A 14,651-nucleotide genomic window follows, 5' to 3' on the forward strand; every position below is an offset into this window, starting at 1 on the left:
GCGTCAGACTCCGTCCTCGCGGCCCGGCGGCAGCGACGGCTCCCGCCAGGCACGGATGTCGCGCGGCCAGTGGGTGGCCGCGTCCCAGAGCGCACCGCTGCCGGTCAGATGGCGGCCGGAGAGCCGGCGCAGTTCGTGCGCCAGGCGGTCGGCCACCTCGTCGTCGGGCAGCGCGAGCGGATCGGTCAGCAGCCATACGGCGTGCAGCAGGCGCCGTACGGACAGGTGGAGTTCGGTGGTGTCGTGGTCGAGGCCGGGAGGCAGGTCGGCGGACTCGCCGCCCGGGACGGCCGCCGGGCGGCCGCCGAGGGCGATCACCCGGCGCGGGTCGGGTCCGGTCCGGTCGCGCTCCCGGGGGTACGGCGCGGAGCCGATGAACCGCAGCCGCTCCAGCCAGCCGAGGACGTCCGGCTCGGGGAAGGTGGTCCGCAGCCGGGTGACGGCCTCCTCGGTGCGGCCGAGTGCCAGGTCGTGGTGGAGGCGGTACGGGCCGGGCTCGGGGCCGTAGTGCCGGCGCAGGGTCTCGTGGACGGCGTGCCAGGCGGCGTACCGGGGATGGTCCCCGTCCTCGAAGCGGAGCCGGTGCAGGAGCAGGGCGCGCAGCAGCGGGTCCGCCACGAAGTGGCCGGAGCCCGGCTCGGCGGCCGCCCAGTCCTCGGCGCGCAGCCGGTCGCGGACGCGCAGCGCCACGTCGCCGTCGAGGGACTCGCCCTGGAGCCGGGCGTGGGCGAGCATCCGGGCGGACTCCTCGTCGTGGGCGGCGGCGAGCACGGCGTACGGGCCGGGCCGCCGCACCGGGAGGAGTTCGGCGAGCAGTGTGGCGGCGACGGGCACCGGCGGGGCGTCCTCGCGCAGTTCCACCGTCAGGTCGAGCAGCGCGCCCGGGGTGAGGGCGGCCCGCAGGTGGGCCGGGGCCTCTCCGGCGGCCCGGCCGAGCAGGGCGACGCCGAGCGGGCGGCCGCCGGTCAACCGGTGGACGGCGCGCGAGAGTTCGGCCGGTGTCCGGCCGGCCGGGTCGTGGTGGTCGAAGGCGGACCGGGTCTGCGAGGGGGACAGGGGCGTCAGCTCCACGGCGAGGATGCCGGAGCCGACGCGGGCGTCGCGCGGGCTGGGCGCCCGGTGCGCGGTCTCCGGCAGCCGGGTCCTGGTGGCGTTCCGCAGCCCCTCGTGGTCGCGGACCCGGGAGGCGGCGAGGACGACGACCCGGTCGCGGCGGCCCTCGGCGCGGGCCCGCAGAATCGGTTCGACGAGCTGCCGGCCGAGCGGTTCGTGGGCGTTGTCGAGGAGGATCAGCGGACGGCCGATCCGGCCGCCGCGCCGGAGCCCCACATAGGGGTGGAGGAGGTCCTCGGTCAGTGCGCCGACGAGGAAGCCCTCGGCCTCGGCGCGGCGGCGGCCGCCCTGCTCGAAGTCGATCGCGAGCTGCTGGAGTCCGGCCTTGCCGCGTCCGCCGGCGTTCCGGTAGGCGCCGTACCAGCTCTCCGAGGTGCGCTGGAGGCGGCCGAACACCTCCTCCAGGACGGTCTCCACGGTCGCCTCGGCCAGCAGCCCGGCGAGCGGCGCGGCGGCCTCGGCGAAGGTGGCGGCCAGCTTGGCGAGGACCTTGCCGACCCAGTGGGTGGCGGCCCCCCGCGTCGGGTCGACGGTCGCCAGCAGCGGCCCGAGCCGCTGGAGGTCGCGCCGGGCCCGCTCGTCGTCCTCCTGCGACCAGCCGATCGAGGCGACGGCGACCAGCCCGAGCGACACCCGGGGGAACCGCACCGGCCGCGCGCCGAGCACCTTCGGCGACATCTGCACGGCGAGCTCGGCGAGGGCCCCCGTGAGCGGGGTCCAGCCGGGTCCGTGGTCGGCGGGCGGCTCGACGTGCGCGCAGTCGAGGAGTGCCAGCGGCGTGTACCCCCTGTAGCGGTTGCGGACCTCCTTGAGCAGGGCGGTCTTGCCCGTACCGCGTCCGCCGGTGAAGACGGTGACCGGCGGATCGTCACCGTGCTCGAACGGCACCCGGGAGGTGCCGTCCCTCGTGAGGCCGCTGAGGCGCGCGACCAGCCCGGCGTCGTGCAAGGCCGCCTCGCGGCCGTACAGCTCCCTGTCCACGCCCTGCTCCCCCGTTGCCCGCGTTGCCCCGGACTACCCCCGTCACAGTCAACTCAAGGATATCGACGCTCTGTTGGGAAGGCGTTCGGCTTCTCGGCTCTGTTCTGGAGGTGTTGCCTCTCCGTGTCCGGACGGGGACATGCCGCTGCTTCCGGGGCCGGGTCTCAGTCGTCGCCGATGTCCTCGTGCCAGAGGGCGGGCCGCTCGGCGATGAACTCCCGCATCATCGCGGCGCACGCCGGGTCGTCGAGGACGAGCACCTCGACGCCGTGGTCCGCCAGCCAGTCGTGCCCGCCGTGGAAGGTCCGGGCCTCCCCGACCACGACCCGGGAGATGCCGAACTGCCGTACCAGGCCGGAGCAGTACCAGCAGGGCGAGAGGGTCGTCACCATCGTCGTCCCCCGGTACGAGCGCTGCCGGCCGGCGGCGCGGAAGGCGTCGGTCTCGGCGTGCACGGACGGGTCCCCGTCCTGCACGCGCCGGTTGCGCCCGCGGCCGAGCAGCGTCCCGTCGGCCGCGTAGAGCGCGGCGCCGATCGGGATCCCGCCCTCGGCGAGCCCGGCCCGCGCCTCGCCGACGGCGACCGCGAGCCACTCCCGGGCCAGGTCCTTGCCGAGACGCTCGTCCATGGGGGATGCCTTCCCCGGAGGAGGCGCGGCCTCACCTCCGGCCGCCCGCGACACCGGGTCCGGGCCGTGCCCCGTCTCCCGGGGGCACGTGGCGGAGCCTGCCGTTCTCGTCCGGCACCCGGGTGAAGCCGGCCGCTTCGAGGAGGGCCGCGCTCTTCCGTGCCGTCCGTCGGCCCCACACGTGGAAGGGCAGCATGAGGACGACGGCCCCCGCCCAGGCGGCGGCGGCGATGGTGAGGACGGAGTCCCAGCCGTCACCGAAATCGCTCCCGAAGTCGAGGGCGACGAGGACGAGGGGCACGCTGATGAGCCAGAGGACCTCCTTGCGGTACCGCCGCTCCAGGTCGGACAGCATCCTGGCCCTGAGGAGCGCGTACGTCTCGAGGTCGGTCGCAGGCACGGGTCCTCCCTCGGCGGCCCGCGGGTATCTGCTCCAGTTCTCCGCGGCGAGTTCCCGCGCCCGCGGCCGGAGGTCCGGCACGAGGTACAGGGTGAAGCTGGTTCCTCCCTGTCGTAGGTCCGCGTACGTGTAGCCGAACTGCTCGGCCAGCAGGGTCAATCGGGCGAGTCTCTTGAAGGAGGCCGAGCCCGCGCCGAGCGCGACCGGCCCCCCGCCCGCCAGCAGCCGCAGCATCTTCCGTTCGAGCTTCCTGCTCACCGTTCCCCCTCACGATCGGATCTCCTGATCGCTCTCACACAAGAACACACGTGCGAGGTTCCGTTGGGGGCGATGTACCGGGTGCTTCGCCGGCGGTCGGCCCCCGGCACCGGCCTCCGCCGATCGGCTGACGGTCGCGGTCCCACCGGCCCGGCGCCGGGGGGCGGGACGGCTCGTGGCCTTGGCTTACGGGGTGCTCCGCCGGTCGGCGGGGCGTTCCGCCGCACTACCGAGAGGTGTCCTCCATGCGTCCCCTGCTGACCGCCCTCGCCACCGGTGTCCTCGTCCTCGGCGCCGCCGGCGTCGCGAGCGCCGACGTCACCGTCGAACTGGAGCCGGAGGCCTCGCACACCGTCGTCTTCGGGGACTGGCTCCAGTTCGCGCACGACGACGTGTTCAACGCGGGCCACGACAACACCGTCGGCTCCGACAACTGAGCCTCCCCCGGACCGCCGCGCCCGCGGCGGTCCGGGAGCCCCATCGGCCCGGCCGATCGGGGTCATCGGCAGGTCGCCCCACTGGCCCGTGGACCCGGATCCGGGGCGCTCGTAGCGTCGTCGGCATGAGAAACGAGACCAGGGGAACCGTCGAACTGACCCTCGCCATGGTGCTCTCCGGCACCCTCGGCGTCTTCGTCGTCGAGTCGGGCGCGTCCCCCTTCGACGTGGTGTTCTTCCGCTGCCTCTTCGGGGCCGCCGCCCTCGGCGCCTACAGCCTGGCCCGCGGCTACCTCACCGGGCACGGCCTCACTCCGAGGACGCTCGGCCTGGCCGCCCTCGGCGGGGCCTTCATCGTCTTCAACTGGGTGTTCCTCTTCGAGGCGTACGAGGCCACCTCGATCTCCCTGGCCACCGTCGTCTACCACACGCAGCCGTTCTTCCTCGTGCTGCTGGGGGCGGTCTTCCTGCGGGAGCGGATCTCCGCCGGCAAGCTCGGCTGGCTCCTGCTCGCCTTCGCCGGGCTTGTGCTCGTCTCCGGGGTGAGGCCGGGGGACACCGGTTCGCTCAAGGGGCTCGGGTTCGCGCTCGCCGCCGCCGTCCTCTACGCCCTCGCCACCTTCGTCACCAAGCGGATCACCGGCGTGCGGCCCCATCTGATCGCGCTCGTGCAGGTGCTCGTCGGACTGCCGCTGCTGCTGCCCTTCGTCGACTTCGGCGCCGCGTCGGAGCTCGGCGGCGGCTGGGGCTGGCTGGTCGGGCTCGGCGTGGTCCACACCGGCCTGATGTACGTCCTCATGTACGCCGCCTACGCCAAGCTGCCCACCGCCAAGATCGCGGTGCTCGCCTTCACCTACCCCGCCGTCGCCATGGGCGTGGACTGGGCGGTCTACGGGCACCACATCGGGCTCGTCCAGGCGCTCGGCGTCCCCCTGATCGTCCTCGCCAGCCTCAAGGTCACCCTCGCTGCTCGGACACCAGTCGCCGCGCCTGCTCCACGAACAGGCGGACGTGCGGCGGAAGCCGCTTCCCCCGTCGCCACGCGAGCTGGGTGAAGAGGGTGAACGGGGCCTCCCAGGGCAGGGCCGCCAGGGTCCCCGCGGCCAGCTCCTCCGCCACCGCCACCCGGGGGAGGAGCGCCACGCCGAGGCCCGCCGCCACCCCGCGCTTCGTCGCCTCGATCGTGCCGAACTCCATGAACGGCGGGGACCAGGGCGCGAGCTCGCGCTCGAACAGGTCGCGGTACGGGCAGCCCGGCTCCGTGCCCACCAGCTGCGCGCCCGCCACCTCGGCGGAAGTCAGCTCCGCACGGCCGGCCAGCGCGTGCGCCGGGCCCGCCACCAGGACCAGCGGTTCCGGCGCCAGGACCTCCGACTCCAGGCCCTCGTGCTCGGTCTCCGGCTCCATCAGGAACCCCACGTCGTACGTGCCCTGCCGCAGGGCCCGCCGCGTCTCGTCGCCCAGGGTCGGCCGCAGGGTGAGGCGCACGCCCGGATAGCGGTGGTGGAAGTACTCCAGGAGCGGCGGCAGCCGGTAGGAGGTCAGGGACTCCATCGTGCCGACCGCGATCGTGCCGGCCGGGTCCGCCGTGGCCGCGACGGCCGCGCGGGCCTCCTCCGCGAGGTCCGCCATCCCCCGGGCGTACGGCAGCAGCCGCTCCCCGGCCTCGGTGAGGCGGATGCGGCTGCCGAGTCGCTCGAAGAGCTCCACCCCCAGGGACGACTCCAGGGAGCGGACCTGGGCCGTGACGCTCGACTGGGCGTAGCCCAGCTCGGCGGCGGCCCGGGTGAAGGAGAGGACCGTCGCCACCTTCTCGAAGGCGGCCAGGAGTCTGAGTTCCATCTCAGGGCTTCTCGGGGGCTTCGCCGCCGTCCTGCTCGCGCTTCCTCAGCTCCTCCTCGCGGCGGCGGAGGTCCGCCTCCCAGTCCTTGAGCGCGGTCTCGTCGTCGGGGCCGTCGGCGGGGGCGTCGGTCCGCTTCTCGTCCCTGAGGGACTTGAGGAACTCGGGGTTGTCGTCGGGGGCCACCCAGCCGCCCGCGCCGCCCCGGGCCCGCGGCCGCCGGTCCTTGCCCGCGACGATCCAGCCGATCGCGCCGACCACGGAGAACAGCAGCACGACGATGGCCCAGACCGGCTTCGGAAGGTGCTTGACCTCCTCCTCCGGGGTGTTCAGGCAGTCGATGAAGGCGTAGATCATCAGCGCCAGAGGCAGGATGAACAACAGCGCCCTGAGCATGTGGGACAGCCCCCTGGAAGCAGCGATGGGGCTCGTTTCGACCGCCCCGGTGACACGTCCAGCGTAGCCCGTGGCGGATACTGGCCCCTATGGCTTACGACGATCTCCGCTCGCTGCTCAGGGCCCTCGAGCGCGAAGGCGACCTCAAGCGCATCAAGGCCGAAGTCGACCCGTACCTGGAGGTCGGGGAGATCGTCGACCGGGTGAACAAGGCAGGAGGTCCGGCGCTTCTCTTCGAGAACGTCAAGGGCTCCTCGATGCCGCTCGCGATGAACGTCTTCGGGACCGACCGCCGGCTGCTCAAGGCCCTCGGCCTGAAGTCGTACGCCGAGATCGGCGAGAAGATCGGCGGGCTGCTCAAGCCCGAGCTCCCGCAGGGCTTCATCGGTGTCCGCGAGGCCTTCGGCAAGCTCGGCGCCATGGTCCACGTGCCGCCGAAGAAGGTGAAGTCGGACGACGCCCCCGTGCAGGAGGTCGTCCTGACCGGCGACGACGTCGACCTCGACCTCCTCCCCGCGCTCTTCACCTGGCCCAAGGACGGCGGCTCCTTCTTCAACCTGGGGCTCACCCACACCAAGCACCCCGAGACCGGGGTGCGGAACCTCGGGCTCTACCGGCTCCAGCGGCACGACAAGCGCACCATCGGCATGCACTGGCAGATCCACAAGGACAGCCGGAACCACTACGCCGTCGCCGCGGCGAAGGGCGAGCGGCTGCCCGTCGCGATCGCCTTCGGCTGCCCGCCGGCCGTGACGTACGCCTCCACCGCCCCGCTTCCGGGCGACATCGACGAGTACCTCTTCGCCGGCTTCGTGCAGGGCAAGCGGATCGAGATGGTCGACTGCAAGACCGTGCCGCTCCAGGTCCCGGCGAACGCCGAGGTCGTCGTCGAGGGCTGGCTGGAGCCGGGCGAGATGCTGCCCGAGGGCCCGTTCGGCGACCACACCGGCTTCTACACGCCGCAGGAGCCGTTCCCCGCGCTGACGATCGACTGCATCACCATGCGGAAGCGTCCGCTGCTCCAGTCGATCGTCGTCGGCCGGCCGCCCACCGAGGACGGCCCGCTCGGCCGCGCCACGGAGCGCTTCTTCCTGCCGCTCCTCAAGATCATCGTGCCGGACATCGTCGACTACCACCTGCCGGAGTCGGGCGGCTTCCACAACTGCGCGATCGTCTCGATCGACAAGAAGTACCCGAAGCACGCGCAGAAGGTCATGCACGCCATCTGGGGCGCGCACATGATGTCGCTGACCAAGCTGATCATCGTGGTCGACAAGGACTGCGACGTCCACGACCTGCACGAGGTGTCCTGGCGGGCCCTCGGCAACACCGACTACTCCCGCGACCTCACGGTCGTCGAGGGGCCGGTCGACCACCTCGACCACGCCTCCTACCAGCAGTTCTGGGGCGGCAAGGCCGGCATCGACGCCACGAAGAAGCTGCCCGAGGAGGGCTACACCCGGGACGGCGGCTGGCCGGACATGGTCGAGTCGGACCCGGCGACGGCCGCACTCGTGGACCGCCGCTGGAAGGAGTACGGGCTGTGACCGAGGCGGTGGCGCTCCGCATAGGGGACGACCAGGCCTGGGTCGAGCTGGCCCCCGAGGAGGACGCCCCCGGCCAGTGGCGGGTGACGGCCGACTGGGTGGGCGCCTTCGCCGCCGACTTCGAGTGCGACCTCCGGGCCGGGGAGGCCGCGGCCTTCGCCGACGCGTTCCTGGCCGGGGTCGACGGCGACGGCCCGTTCCGCCTGGAGGTCAAGGAGAGCAGGGACAACCCGCTGCAGCTCCGGTCGGTCCGGACGGGCGACGACCTCGCCTTCGTGGTCCGGCTCACCCCCAACGGGCACGACACCACCGTGCACCTCGACCTGGAGATCGACCCGATGGACCGGGCCGAGCTGCGCGGTCGCCTCGACGACTTCCGGAGGTCCCTCGTATGACATCGGCCGCCGAAGGCGTCCTCGGACAGGGCCCCGCGCCCGACTCCGACGGGAAGGTGAAGTCCTTCCTGCGCCTCGTGATGATCGAGCACTCGGTCTTCGCGCTGCCCTTCGCGTACACCGCCTCGCTCACCGCGATGTACCAGCTGGACCGGAACATCCACTGGTGGACGCTGTTCCTCGTCACCGTCTGCATGGTGGGCCTGCGGACCTTCGCCATGGCCTGCAACCGGATCATCGACCGCGAGATCGACGCACGCAATCCGCGGACCGCCCAGCGCGAGCTGGTGACCGGGGCCGTGTCCGTGCGGTCGGCGTGGACCGGCGCCGGGATCGCCGTCGTCGTCTTCCTCGGCGCCGCCGCCCTGCTCAACCCGCTCTGCCTGGCCCTCGCGCCGCTCGCCGTCATCCCGATGGTCGTCTATCCGTACGGCAAGCGGTTCACGAACTTCCCGCACGCCATCCTGGGCCTCGCCCAGGCCATCGGGCCCATCGGCGCATGGCTCGCGGTGACCGGCACCTGGTCCTGGGACGCGGTCGTCCTGGGCCTCGCGGTCGGCGTCTGGATCGGCGGCTTCGACCTGATCTTCGCCTGCCAGGACGTCCAGGCGGACCGGGCGCACGGCGTCCTGTCCGTACCGGCGCGCTTCGGCATCCCGGCCGCGCTGTGGGGCGCCCGCGCCTCCGCGGTCGTCACCACGGGCCTGCTCGTCTGGTACGCCCTCCTCACCGACGCCGGCGCCTTCTTCTGGGCCGGTCTGGTGATCGTGGCGGTCGCCTTCTGCTACGAGCACTCGATCGTGAAGCCGCACGACCTGTCCCGTCTGAACAGGGCGTTCTTCACGGTGAACGGTTTCATCGGCATGGCGCTGTTCGTGTGCGCCCTCCTCGACCTGCTGGTCCGCGGGCTCACCCCGTAGGCGTCGCCCCGGGGGCGAAGCGGTCGAGGAGCGCGTCGAGCCCGGCGGCCATCGCCTCGGCGCCGCCCCGCCGGGCGAGCGCCGGGGCGGCGGCCCGCAGGCGGGGGAACTCGTGCGCCGGCAGCCGGTGCAGTCCGAGGCGGAACGCCGGGTCGGGCTCGTCGGGATTGTCGACCATGGCCCGCAGGTCCCCGAGGCAGCAGCCGAGGATCCAGCCGCTGACGGCCCGGAAGGCCTCCGCGAGGGCCTCCTCGTCGAGCCCCGCGCGGCCCAGGAGCACCAGGACGCGCTCGTGGTCCCTGAGGACGGCGGGCGGGCGGCGGGCGAGCGGGACCGCCAGCATGCGGGTGGCCAGGAGCGGGGCCACCTGGGGGTGGCCGAGGACGACCCGGTGGGTCGCCGCGGCGATCCGGTGGAGCTCCTCCCGCCACCCGGGAGCCTCGGCGGAGCGGGCCAGTTCCTCCTCCAGCTCCGCGTAGACCGCCTCGACCAGGCCGTCGAGCAGCGCGTCCTTCCCGGCGGCGTACCGGTACAGCGCCATGGCCTCGACGCCGAGCTCCGCGCCGGTCCGGCGCATGCTCAGGGCGGAGAGCCCCTCGCGGTCGACCAGCCCCAGCGCGGCGGTGAGCACCAGCTCGCGGTTGAGCCGGCCGTAGCGGCCGTGGTCGCCCGCGCGCCTGCCCGGCTCCCGGCGCCCCGCGGCGGGGCCCTTCTCGATCGCCATCTGCCCGCCTTCACCGTGCGGTCCGTCGTGCGCGGCCCCGGAGGGGAGCCGTCCTCACGCTACGCCTTGACCAGAAGACATCTATGGATAAAGTGTACATATACGTCGTAAACGTATGGTGCATCGTCAGGGTGTACCCCTCGCGCACCACACCCCGGCGGACGGCCTCCGCAGCACGACGCGACCGTGCGCCGCTTCCCTCCCGGAGCGATCATGACCACGCACCCGACCCTGTCGCCCAGCACCGAGTCCCAGGTCTCCGAGCACCCCCTGCGCCGCTCGACCGACCCGCCCCCGCACCCGATGCGACGCGCCACGGACCGGACGCCGACCCGACCCGCGGTGAGCCTGGTGATCCCCGCCCTCAACGAGGCGCGCAACATCCCCTGGGTCTTCGAGCAGATACCGGACTGCGTCGGCGAGGTCCTGCTGATCGACGGCGCCTCCCACGACGCCACGGTCCCCGTCGCGACCCGGATCCTGCCCACCGTCCGCAGCATCCCGCAGACCGGCAGGGGCAAGGGCGACGCCCTGCGCACCGGCTTCCTCGCGGCGCGCGGCGACTACGTGGTGATGATGGACGCCGACGGCAGCATGTCCCCGGCCGAGATCCCGCACTTCGTGCACTTCCTGGAGAACGGCTACGACTTCGTCAAGGGCTCCCGGTTCGTCGAGGGCGGAGGCTCCCTCGACATCACCCGCATCCGCAAGCTCGGCAACCACGCCCTGCTCGCCCTCGTGAACCGGCTCTACGACGCCACCCTGACCGACCTCTGCTACGGCTTCTGCGCCTTCCGGCGCAGCTTCCTCGACCAGCTCGACCTGCACGCCACCGGCTTCGAGATCGAGGCCGAGATGATCGTCCACGCGCTGCGCTCCGGCCTGCGGATCGCCGAGGTCCCCAGCCTCGAACTGCCCCGCCGCAACGGGCGGTCCAACCTGCACGCCATCTCCGACGGGCGCCGGGTGCTGCGAACGCTGCTGTCCGAGCGCCCCGGCGGCCGCCCGGCGCCCGCCCCGCAGGAGCGGAGCACGCCGTGACCGGCGGCGGCCCGCCCGCCGCCGCGCCGTCACCCGCGCCGCACGCGCCCCTGCCGGTCGTGGACATCGACCTCGCGGAGCCCGGGGCGTTCCGGCGCCCCGGCGGCGGCGCGCGGCCCGGACCGTCCGGCCGGGCCCTCGGTCTCGTACGCCTCCACGGCCGTCCGCTGGGCATGGCCGAGGCCTGTGGCGGGGGCCCCGAGGAGCTGTGGCAGGCGCTCGCCGACGCGGCGCGCCGGGACTTCCCGGCCGCCGAGGGGGAGCACGGAGCCGCGGGGCGTGCCGGCCCCGCCGGGAGCCCCCGACCCGCTCGGGGGCCCGGCTCCGGAGCGAGCCTCCGGCCCGCGCGGAGTGCGGTCCCCGCCGTCGGCTCCGGCGCGGGGGAGGTCCGCAGGCCCGGTCGCGGGCCCGGCTCCGGCCGCCGGCCCGCCCGGGGGCCACGTTCCGGCGGGGGCCCGCGGGCCGCCCGGGGCACCGGCTTCGGCGGGAGGCGGCGGACCGGCCGCGGCGCCCGCACCGGCGAGGACCCCGGCGCGGCCCACCGGGGCGGGACCGCCGGACCGCCCTCGATCAGCGTGATCGTGGCCACCAGGAACCGCGCCGGCATGCTCCGCGACTGCCTGGACTCGCTGCTCGCCCTCGACTACCCCCGGTACGAGGTGATCGTCGTGGACAACGCCCCGGCGGACACGTCCACCGAGCACCTGGTCCGGCGGGAGTACGCCGGCCGGCGCGACGGCCCCACGGTCCGCTACCTGCGGGAGCCGGTCCCCGGACTCGCCCGCGCCCACAACCGGGGACTCGCCGTGGCCGACGGCGACATCGCCGCCTTCACCGACGACGACACGCTGGTCGACCCGCACTGGCTCACCGCCCTCGCCGAGCCCTTCCTCGCCGACCCCCGGACCGGCTGCGTCACCGGCCTCATCGTCCCCGCCGAACTGGACACCGAGGCGCAGATCGCGCTGGAACGGCACGGCGCCTTCGGCAAGGGCTACGCCCCGCTCACCTGGTCGCTGCGGGAACCGCCCGCGGACCCCCTCTTCCCCTTCACCGCCGGCCGGTTCGGCTCCGGCGCCAACATGGCCTTCCGTACGGAACTCCTGCACGGAATCGGCGGCTTCGACCCCGCCACCGGCACCGGCACCCCGGCGCGCGGCGGCGACGACCTGCTCGCCTTCTTCCGGGTGCTGGCCCGCGGCCGCTCCCTCGCCTACGAGCCCACCGCGATCGTCTGGCACCGCCACCGGCGCACCCACGAGGCCCTCGCCGCCCAGGCGTACGGCTACGGAGCCGGTTTCGGCGCCTTCCTGGCCGCGGCCCTCGCCCACGAGCCGCGCATGCTGCCCGCACTGCTCCGGCGGCTGTCCGGCGGCGTCCGGTACGCGATCGCCAGGAACCGCGAACGCGCCGGACCGGCCGCGGGCCCGGACGGCACGCCCTCCTCGCTCGCCCGCCTGGAACTGCGCGGCCTGCTCTACGGACCCTTCGGCTACCTGCGCAGCCGCCTGATCGAGCGGCGGACCCGACGATGACCGCGCCCCCGGCCGTACGCCGCACCCGGACGTCCACGGCGGCCGGGCGGCCCGGCGCGGGGGACGGGCCGCACCCCGGCGCCCGGCACTCCCTCGGCACGGTGGTCCGGTCCGGCGTCGCCACGGTCTTCCCCCGCGACCCGCTGCTGCGCAACGGACACCTCCTGGCGATCAGCTCCCTCGTCAGCGCCGGACTCGGATCGATCTTCTGGTTCCTGGCCACGCACTGGTACGAGGACGACGTGGTGGGCCTCAGCTACTCCGCGCTCTCCATGACGCTGCTGCTCGCCAGCATGGGACAGCTCAACCTGTCCGACTTCCTCGTCCGGTTCGTGCCCTCCGCCGGCCACCACACCCGCCGGCTGATCCTCCTCTGCTACGCCGTCAGCGCCGTCGCCAGCGCGCTGGTGGCCATGGCCTTCCTGCTGCTCGTCCCCGTCGTCGCCCCCGGTCTCGGCTTCCTGCTGACCCCGGTGACCGCCACCTGCTTCGTCGCCGCCACCGCCGGATACTCCGTCTTCGTGATGCAGGACGGCGCGCTGACCGCCGTGCGGCGGCCCGGCTGGGTGGTCGGCGAGAACGTGATCTTCGCCTGCGTGAAGATCGGCCTGCTCGGCATGGGCGCGGCCCTGGCCCTGTTCTCCGGCATCCTGCTCTCCTGGGTGGGGGCGCTCGCGGTCTCCCTCGTCGTGGCCAACTTCGTGCTCCTGCGGCGGGCCGTGCCCGCGCACGTGCGGGAGTCGACGGCGGGCGAGCGGCCGGACCGGGCCCTGCGGTACGCGGCGGCCGACTACTTCGGCTCGATGTTCCGGATGGCCGCGTACACCGTGGTCCCGCTGATGGTCCTGAACAACCTCGGCGCCGACCAGAGCGCCTACTTCTCGCTGGCCTGGATCGTCGGCTACACGCTCTTCCTGGTGGCCCGCAACCTCGGCAACTCCCTCGTCGTGGAGGCCGTCCGCAACCCGGAGCGCCTGGTCGAGCACGCGGTGCGGATGATGCGCCACACGGGCCTGCTGCTGGGCTCCGGCATCGTCTTCGTCGCCGTGCTCGCGCCGCAGATCCTCTCCCTGTTCGGCGCCGAGTACGCCGAGCACGGCAGCACCCTGCTCCGGCTCCTCGCCCTGGCCGCCCTGCCGAACATCGTGGTCAGCCTGGCCATCGACGTGTGGCGGGCGCGCCGGCTGCTGCGCTGGGCGGTCGGGGTGCAGATCGTGATGTGCGTCCTGGTCCTCGGACTCACCAAGATCCTGCTGCCGACGCTGGGGATCACCGGGGCGGGCGTCGCCTGGCTGGTGACCATGTGCCTGCTCGCCGCGCCGCTGCTGATCTGGCGGGGGCGCTGGCTCACGACCGGATCCCGGGAGGCCCCCGTGAACACCGAGACCGAGACGACCGCCGACACCGCGACGGGCTCCGCGACCGCGCCGGGGCCGGCTTCCGGCCCCCCGCCGACCCTGAGCGTCGTCGTCTGCGCCTACACCCTCGACCGCTGGGACGACCTGCGGGCCGCGATCGGCTCGCTGCGGGCCCAGCGGCACCCGGTGACGGAGACCGTCCTCGTCGTCGACCACTGCCCCGAGCTGTACGCGCGGGCGTCCGCGGCGTTCCCCGGCGTCCGCGTGCGGGAGAACACCGAGCGCCGGGGTCTCTCCGGCGCCCGCAACACCGGGGTCGCCGCCGCCCGTTGCGAGGTCGTCGCCTTCCTCGACGACGACGCCGCGGCCGACCCGGACTGGTCCGCCCGGCTCCTCGCCCGGTACGCCGACCCGGCCGTGGCCGGGGTGGGGGGCCTGGTCCGCCCGTGGTGGATCACCCGGCGGCCGGCGTGGTTCCCCCGGGAGTTCGACTGGGTGGTCGGCTGCTCGTACCGCGGGCTGCCCGAACAGGCCTCCCCCGTACGCAACTTCATCGGGGCCAACATGTCCTTCCGGCTGGCGGAGGTGACCGCCGCCGGCGGCTTCCGCACCGACCTGGGACGGGTGGGGAAGCGGCCGCTGGGCTGCGAGGAGACCGAGCTGTGCCTGCGCATCGCGGCCCGCAGCCCGGACGCCGTGCTGCTGCACGAACCCGCCGCCGCGGTCCGTCACCGGGTGCCCGCGGCCCGCGCCACCTGGGCGTACTTCCGTGCGCGGTGCTACGCCGAGGGCCTGTCCAAGGCGCACGTGGCCCGGCTCGGCGGCAGCCGCGCCGCCCTGTCCAGCGAGCGCGCCTATCTGACGTCGACCGTGCCGCGCGCGGTCGCCCGGGCGCTGACGCCCGGCCGCGAGGGCGGGCCGCGCACGGCCGCGGCGCTGCTGGGAGGGGTCGGGGCGACCGTCGCCGGCTATGCCGTGGGCCGGCTCCGGCCTCCCGCCCGGGCCTCGTCCGAGCCGTCCGCCGTCGGGGCCGCGGTGGCCGCCGAGGGCCGGGCCGGGGGAGGGGCGGGAGTCTGA

General features: G+C 74.1%; 14 protein-coding genes. 8 read left to right on the forward strand and 6 right to left on the reverse strand.

All coding sequences use genetic code 11. The features are described 5' to 3' along the window. Positions 1-3: 3 nt before the first annotated feature. The 3 genes from ACY0MR_RS21070 to ACY0MR_RS21080 form a co-directional block, all read right to left on the reverse strand. Positions 4-2,094 carry a hypothetical protein gene (locus ACY0MR_RS21070; protein ID WP_403316092.1) on the reverse strand — a complete coding sequence of 697 codons (2,091 nt, stop codon included), beginning with the start codon at positions 2,092-2,094 and terminating at the stop codon, positions 4-6. A 164-nt stretch (positions 2,095-2,258) separates the two neighbouring features. Next, a complete protein-coding gene (locus ACY0MR_RS21075) occupies positions 2,259-2,723 on the reverse strand; it encodes a nucleoside deaminase (protein WP_473554676.1) in 465 nt (154 codons plus the stop codon). A 31-nt stretch (positions 2,724-2,754) separates the two neighbouring features. Continuing rightward, positions 2,755-3,381: a hypothetical protein gene (locus ACY0MR_RS21080; protein ID WP_473554678.1), complete on the reverse strand. Its 627-nt coding sequence runs from the start codon at positions 3,379-3,381 to the stop codon at positions 2,755-2,757. Between the two features lie 245 nt (positions 3,382-3,626). Here ACY0MR_RS21080 and ACY0MR_RS21085 point away from each other — a divergent pair, with 245 nt between their 5' ends. Next, on the forward strand, positions 3,627-3,818 hold the full coding sequence (locus ACY0MR_RS21085) for a hypothetical protein (protein WP_361852175.1): 192 nt from the start codon (positions 3,627-3,629) through the stop codon (positions 3,816-3,818). A 125-nt stretch (positions 3,819-3,943) separates the two neighbouring features. Next, the gene (locus ACY0MR_RS21090) at positions 3,944-4,873 is read left to right on the forward strand and encodes a DMT family transporter (protein WP_388806707.1); all 930 of its coding nucleotides are present in this window, start codon (positions 3,944-3,946) and stop codon (positions 4,871-4,873) included. On the opposite strand, the gene ACY0MR_RS21095 is transcribed toward ACY0MR_RS21090, so the two are convergent. Both ACY0MR_RS21095 and ACY0MR_RS21100 read right to left on the reverse strand, forming a co-directional pair. Beyond that, positions 4,776-5,660, reverse strand: a complete 885-nt coding sequence (locus ACY0MR_RS21095) for a LysR family transcriptional regulator (protein WP_388806705.1) — start codon at positions 5,658-5,660, stop codon at positions 4,776-4,778. The two genes, ACY0MR_RS21090 and ACY0MR_RS21095, sit on opposite strands and share 98 nt — an antisense overlap. A 1-nt stretch (position 5,661) precedes the next feature. Continuing rightward, positions 5,662-6,054: a PLD nuclease N-terminal domain-containing protein gene (locus tag ACY0MR_RS21100; RefSeq protein ID WP_388806703.1), complete on the reverse strand. Its 393-nt coding sequence runs from the start codon at positions 6,052-6,054 to the stop codon at positions 5,662-5,664. Between the two features lie 89 nt (positions 6,055-6,143). Between ACY0MR_RS21100 and ACY0MR_RS21105 the strand changes: the two genes are divergently transcribed. From ACY0MR_RS21105 to mqnP, 3 genes are read left to right on the forward strand one after another with little or no spacing between them, the layout of a single operon-like run. Further along, a complete protein-coding gene (locus tag ACY0MR_RS21105) occupies positions 6,144-7,601 on the forward strand; it encodes a menaquinone biosynthesis decarboxylase (protein WP_388806701.1) in 1,458 nt (485 codons plus the stop codon). Beyond that, the gene (locus ACY0MR_RS21110; protein WP_388806699.1) at positions 7,598-7,996 is read left to right on the forward strand and encodes a hypothetical protein; all 399 of its coding nucleotides are present in this window, start codon (positions 7,598-7,600) and stop codon (positions 7,994-7,996) included. The genes ACY0MR_RS21105 and ACY0MR_RS21110 overlap by 4 nt, the downstream gene beginning before the upstream one ends. Continuing rightward, positions 7,993-8,916, forward strand: a complete 924-nt coding sequence (gene mqnP, locus ACY0MR_RS21115; RefSeq protein ID WP_361852192.1) for a menaquinone biosynthesis prenyltransferase MqnP — start codon at positions 7,993-7,995, stop codon at positions 8,914-8,916. Before ACY0MR_RS21110 ends, mqnP begins: the two co-directional genes overlap by 4 nt. Here mqnP and ACY0MR_RS21120 read toward each other — a convergent pair. Further along, positions 8,906-9,640, reverse strand: coding sequence for a TetR/AcrR family transcriptional regulator (locus tag ACY0MR_RS21120; RefSeq protein WP_473554682.1), 735 nt, complete (start codon positions 9,638-9,640; stop codon positions 8,906-8,908). The two genes, mqnP and ACY0MR_RS21120, sit on opposite strands and share 11 nt — an antisense overlap. Before the next feature lie 213 nt (positions 9,641-9,853). Here ACY0MR_RS21120 and ACY0MR_RS21125 point away from each other — a divergent pair, with 213 nt between their 5' ends. Genes ACY0MR_RS21125 through ACY0MR_RS21135 form a run of 3 tightly spaced genes read left to right on the forward strand, consistent with a single transcriptional unit; the run spans position 9,854 to position 14,651 of the window. Then, positions 9,854-10,681: a glycosyltransferase family 2 protein gene (locus ACY0MR_RS21125; protein ID WP_403316084.1), complete on the forward strand. Its 828-nt coding sequence runs from the start codon at positions 9,854-9,856 to the stop codon at positions 10,679-10,681. Continuing rightward, positions 10,678-12,216: a glycosyltransferase family 2 protein gene (locus ACY0MR_RS21130; RefSeq protein WP_473554685.1), complete on the forward strand. Its 1,539-nt coding sequence runs from the start codon at positions 10,678-10,680 to the stop codon at positions 12,214-12,216. The genes ACY0MR_RS21125 and ACY0MR_RS21130 overlap by 4 nt, the downstream gene beginning before the upstream one ends. Continuing rightward, a complete protein-coding gene (locus tag ACY0MR_RS21135) occupies positions 12,213-14,651 on the forward strand; it encodes a glycosyltransferase (RefSeq protein ID WP_473554686.1) in 2,439 nt (812 codons plus the stop codon). The genes ACY0MR_RS21130 and ACY0MR_RS21135 overlap by 4 nt, the downstream gene beginning before the upstream one ends.

The organism is Streptomyces sp. JN8 (assembly GCF_055808075.1).

What these genes read in the sequence shown, in the direction of transcription:
- ACY0MR_RS21085 (WP_361852175.1), top strand. Translation starts at nt 3,627, where the DNA reads ATGCGTCCCCTGCTGACCGCCCTCGCCACCGGTGTCCTCGTCCTCGGC.
- ACY0MR_RS21090 (WP_388806707.1), top strand. Translation starts at nt 3,944, where the DNA reads ATGAGAAACGAGACCAGGGGAACCGTCGAACTGACCCTCGCCATGGTG.
- ACY0MR_RS21100 (WP_388806703.1), bottom strand. Translation starts at nt 6,054, where the DNA reads ATGCTCAGGGCGCTGTTGTTCATCCTGCCTCTGGCGCTGATGATCTAC.
- ACY0MR_RS21120 (WP_473554682.1), bottom strand. Translation starts at nt 9,640, where the DNA reads ATGGCGATCGAGAAGGGCCCCGCCGCGGGGCGCCGGGAGCCGGGCAGG.
- ACY0MR_RS21075 (WP_473554676.1), bottom strand. Translation starts at nt 2,723, where the DNA reads ATGGACGAGCGTCTCGGCAAGGACCTGGCCCGGGAGTGGCTCGCGGTC.
- mqnP (WP_361852192.1), top strand. Translation starts at nt 7,993, where the DNA reads ATGACATCGGCCGCCGAAGGCGTCCTCGGACAGGGCCCCGCGCCCGAC.
- ACY0MR_RS21095 (WP_388806705.1), bottom strand. Translation starts at nt 5,660, where the DNA reads ATGGAACTCAGACTCCTGGCCGCCTTCGAGAAGGTGGCGACGGTCCTC.
- ACY0MR_RS21135 (WP_473554686.1), top strand. Translation starts at nt 12,213, where the DNA reads ATGACCGCGCCCCCGGCCGTACGCCGCACCCGGACGTCCACGGCGGCC.
- ACY0MR_RS21105 (WP_388806701.1), top strand. Translation starts at nt 6,144, where the DNA reads ATGGCTTACGACGATCTCCGCTCGCTGCTCAGGGCCCTCGAGCGCGAA.
- ACY0MR_RS21125 (WP_403316084.1), top strand. Translation starts at nt 9,854, where the DNA reads ATGACCACGCACCCGACCCTGTCGCCCAGCACCGAGTCCCAGGTCTCC.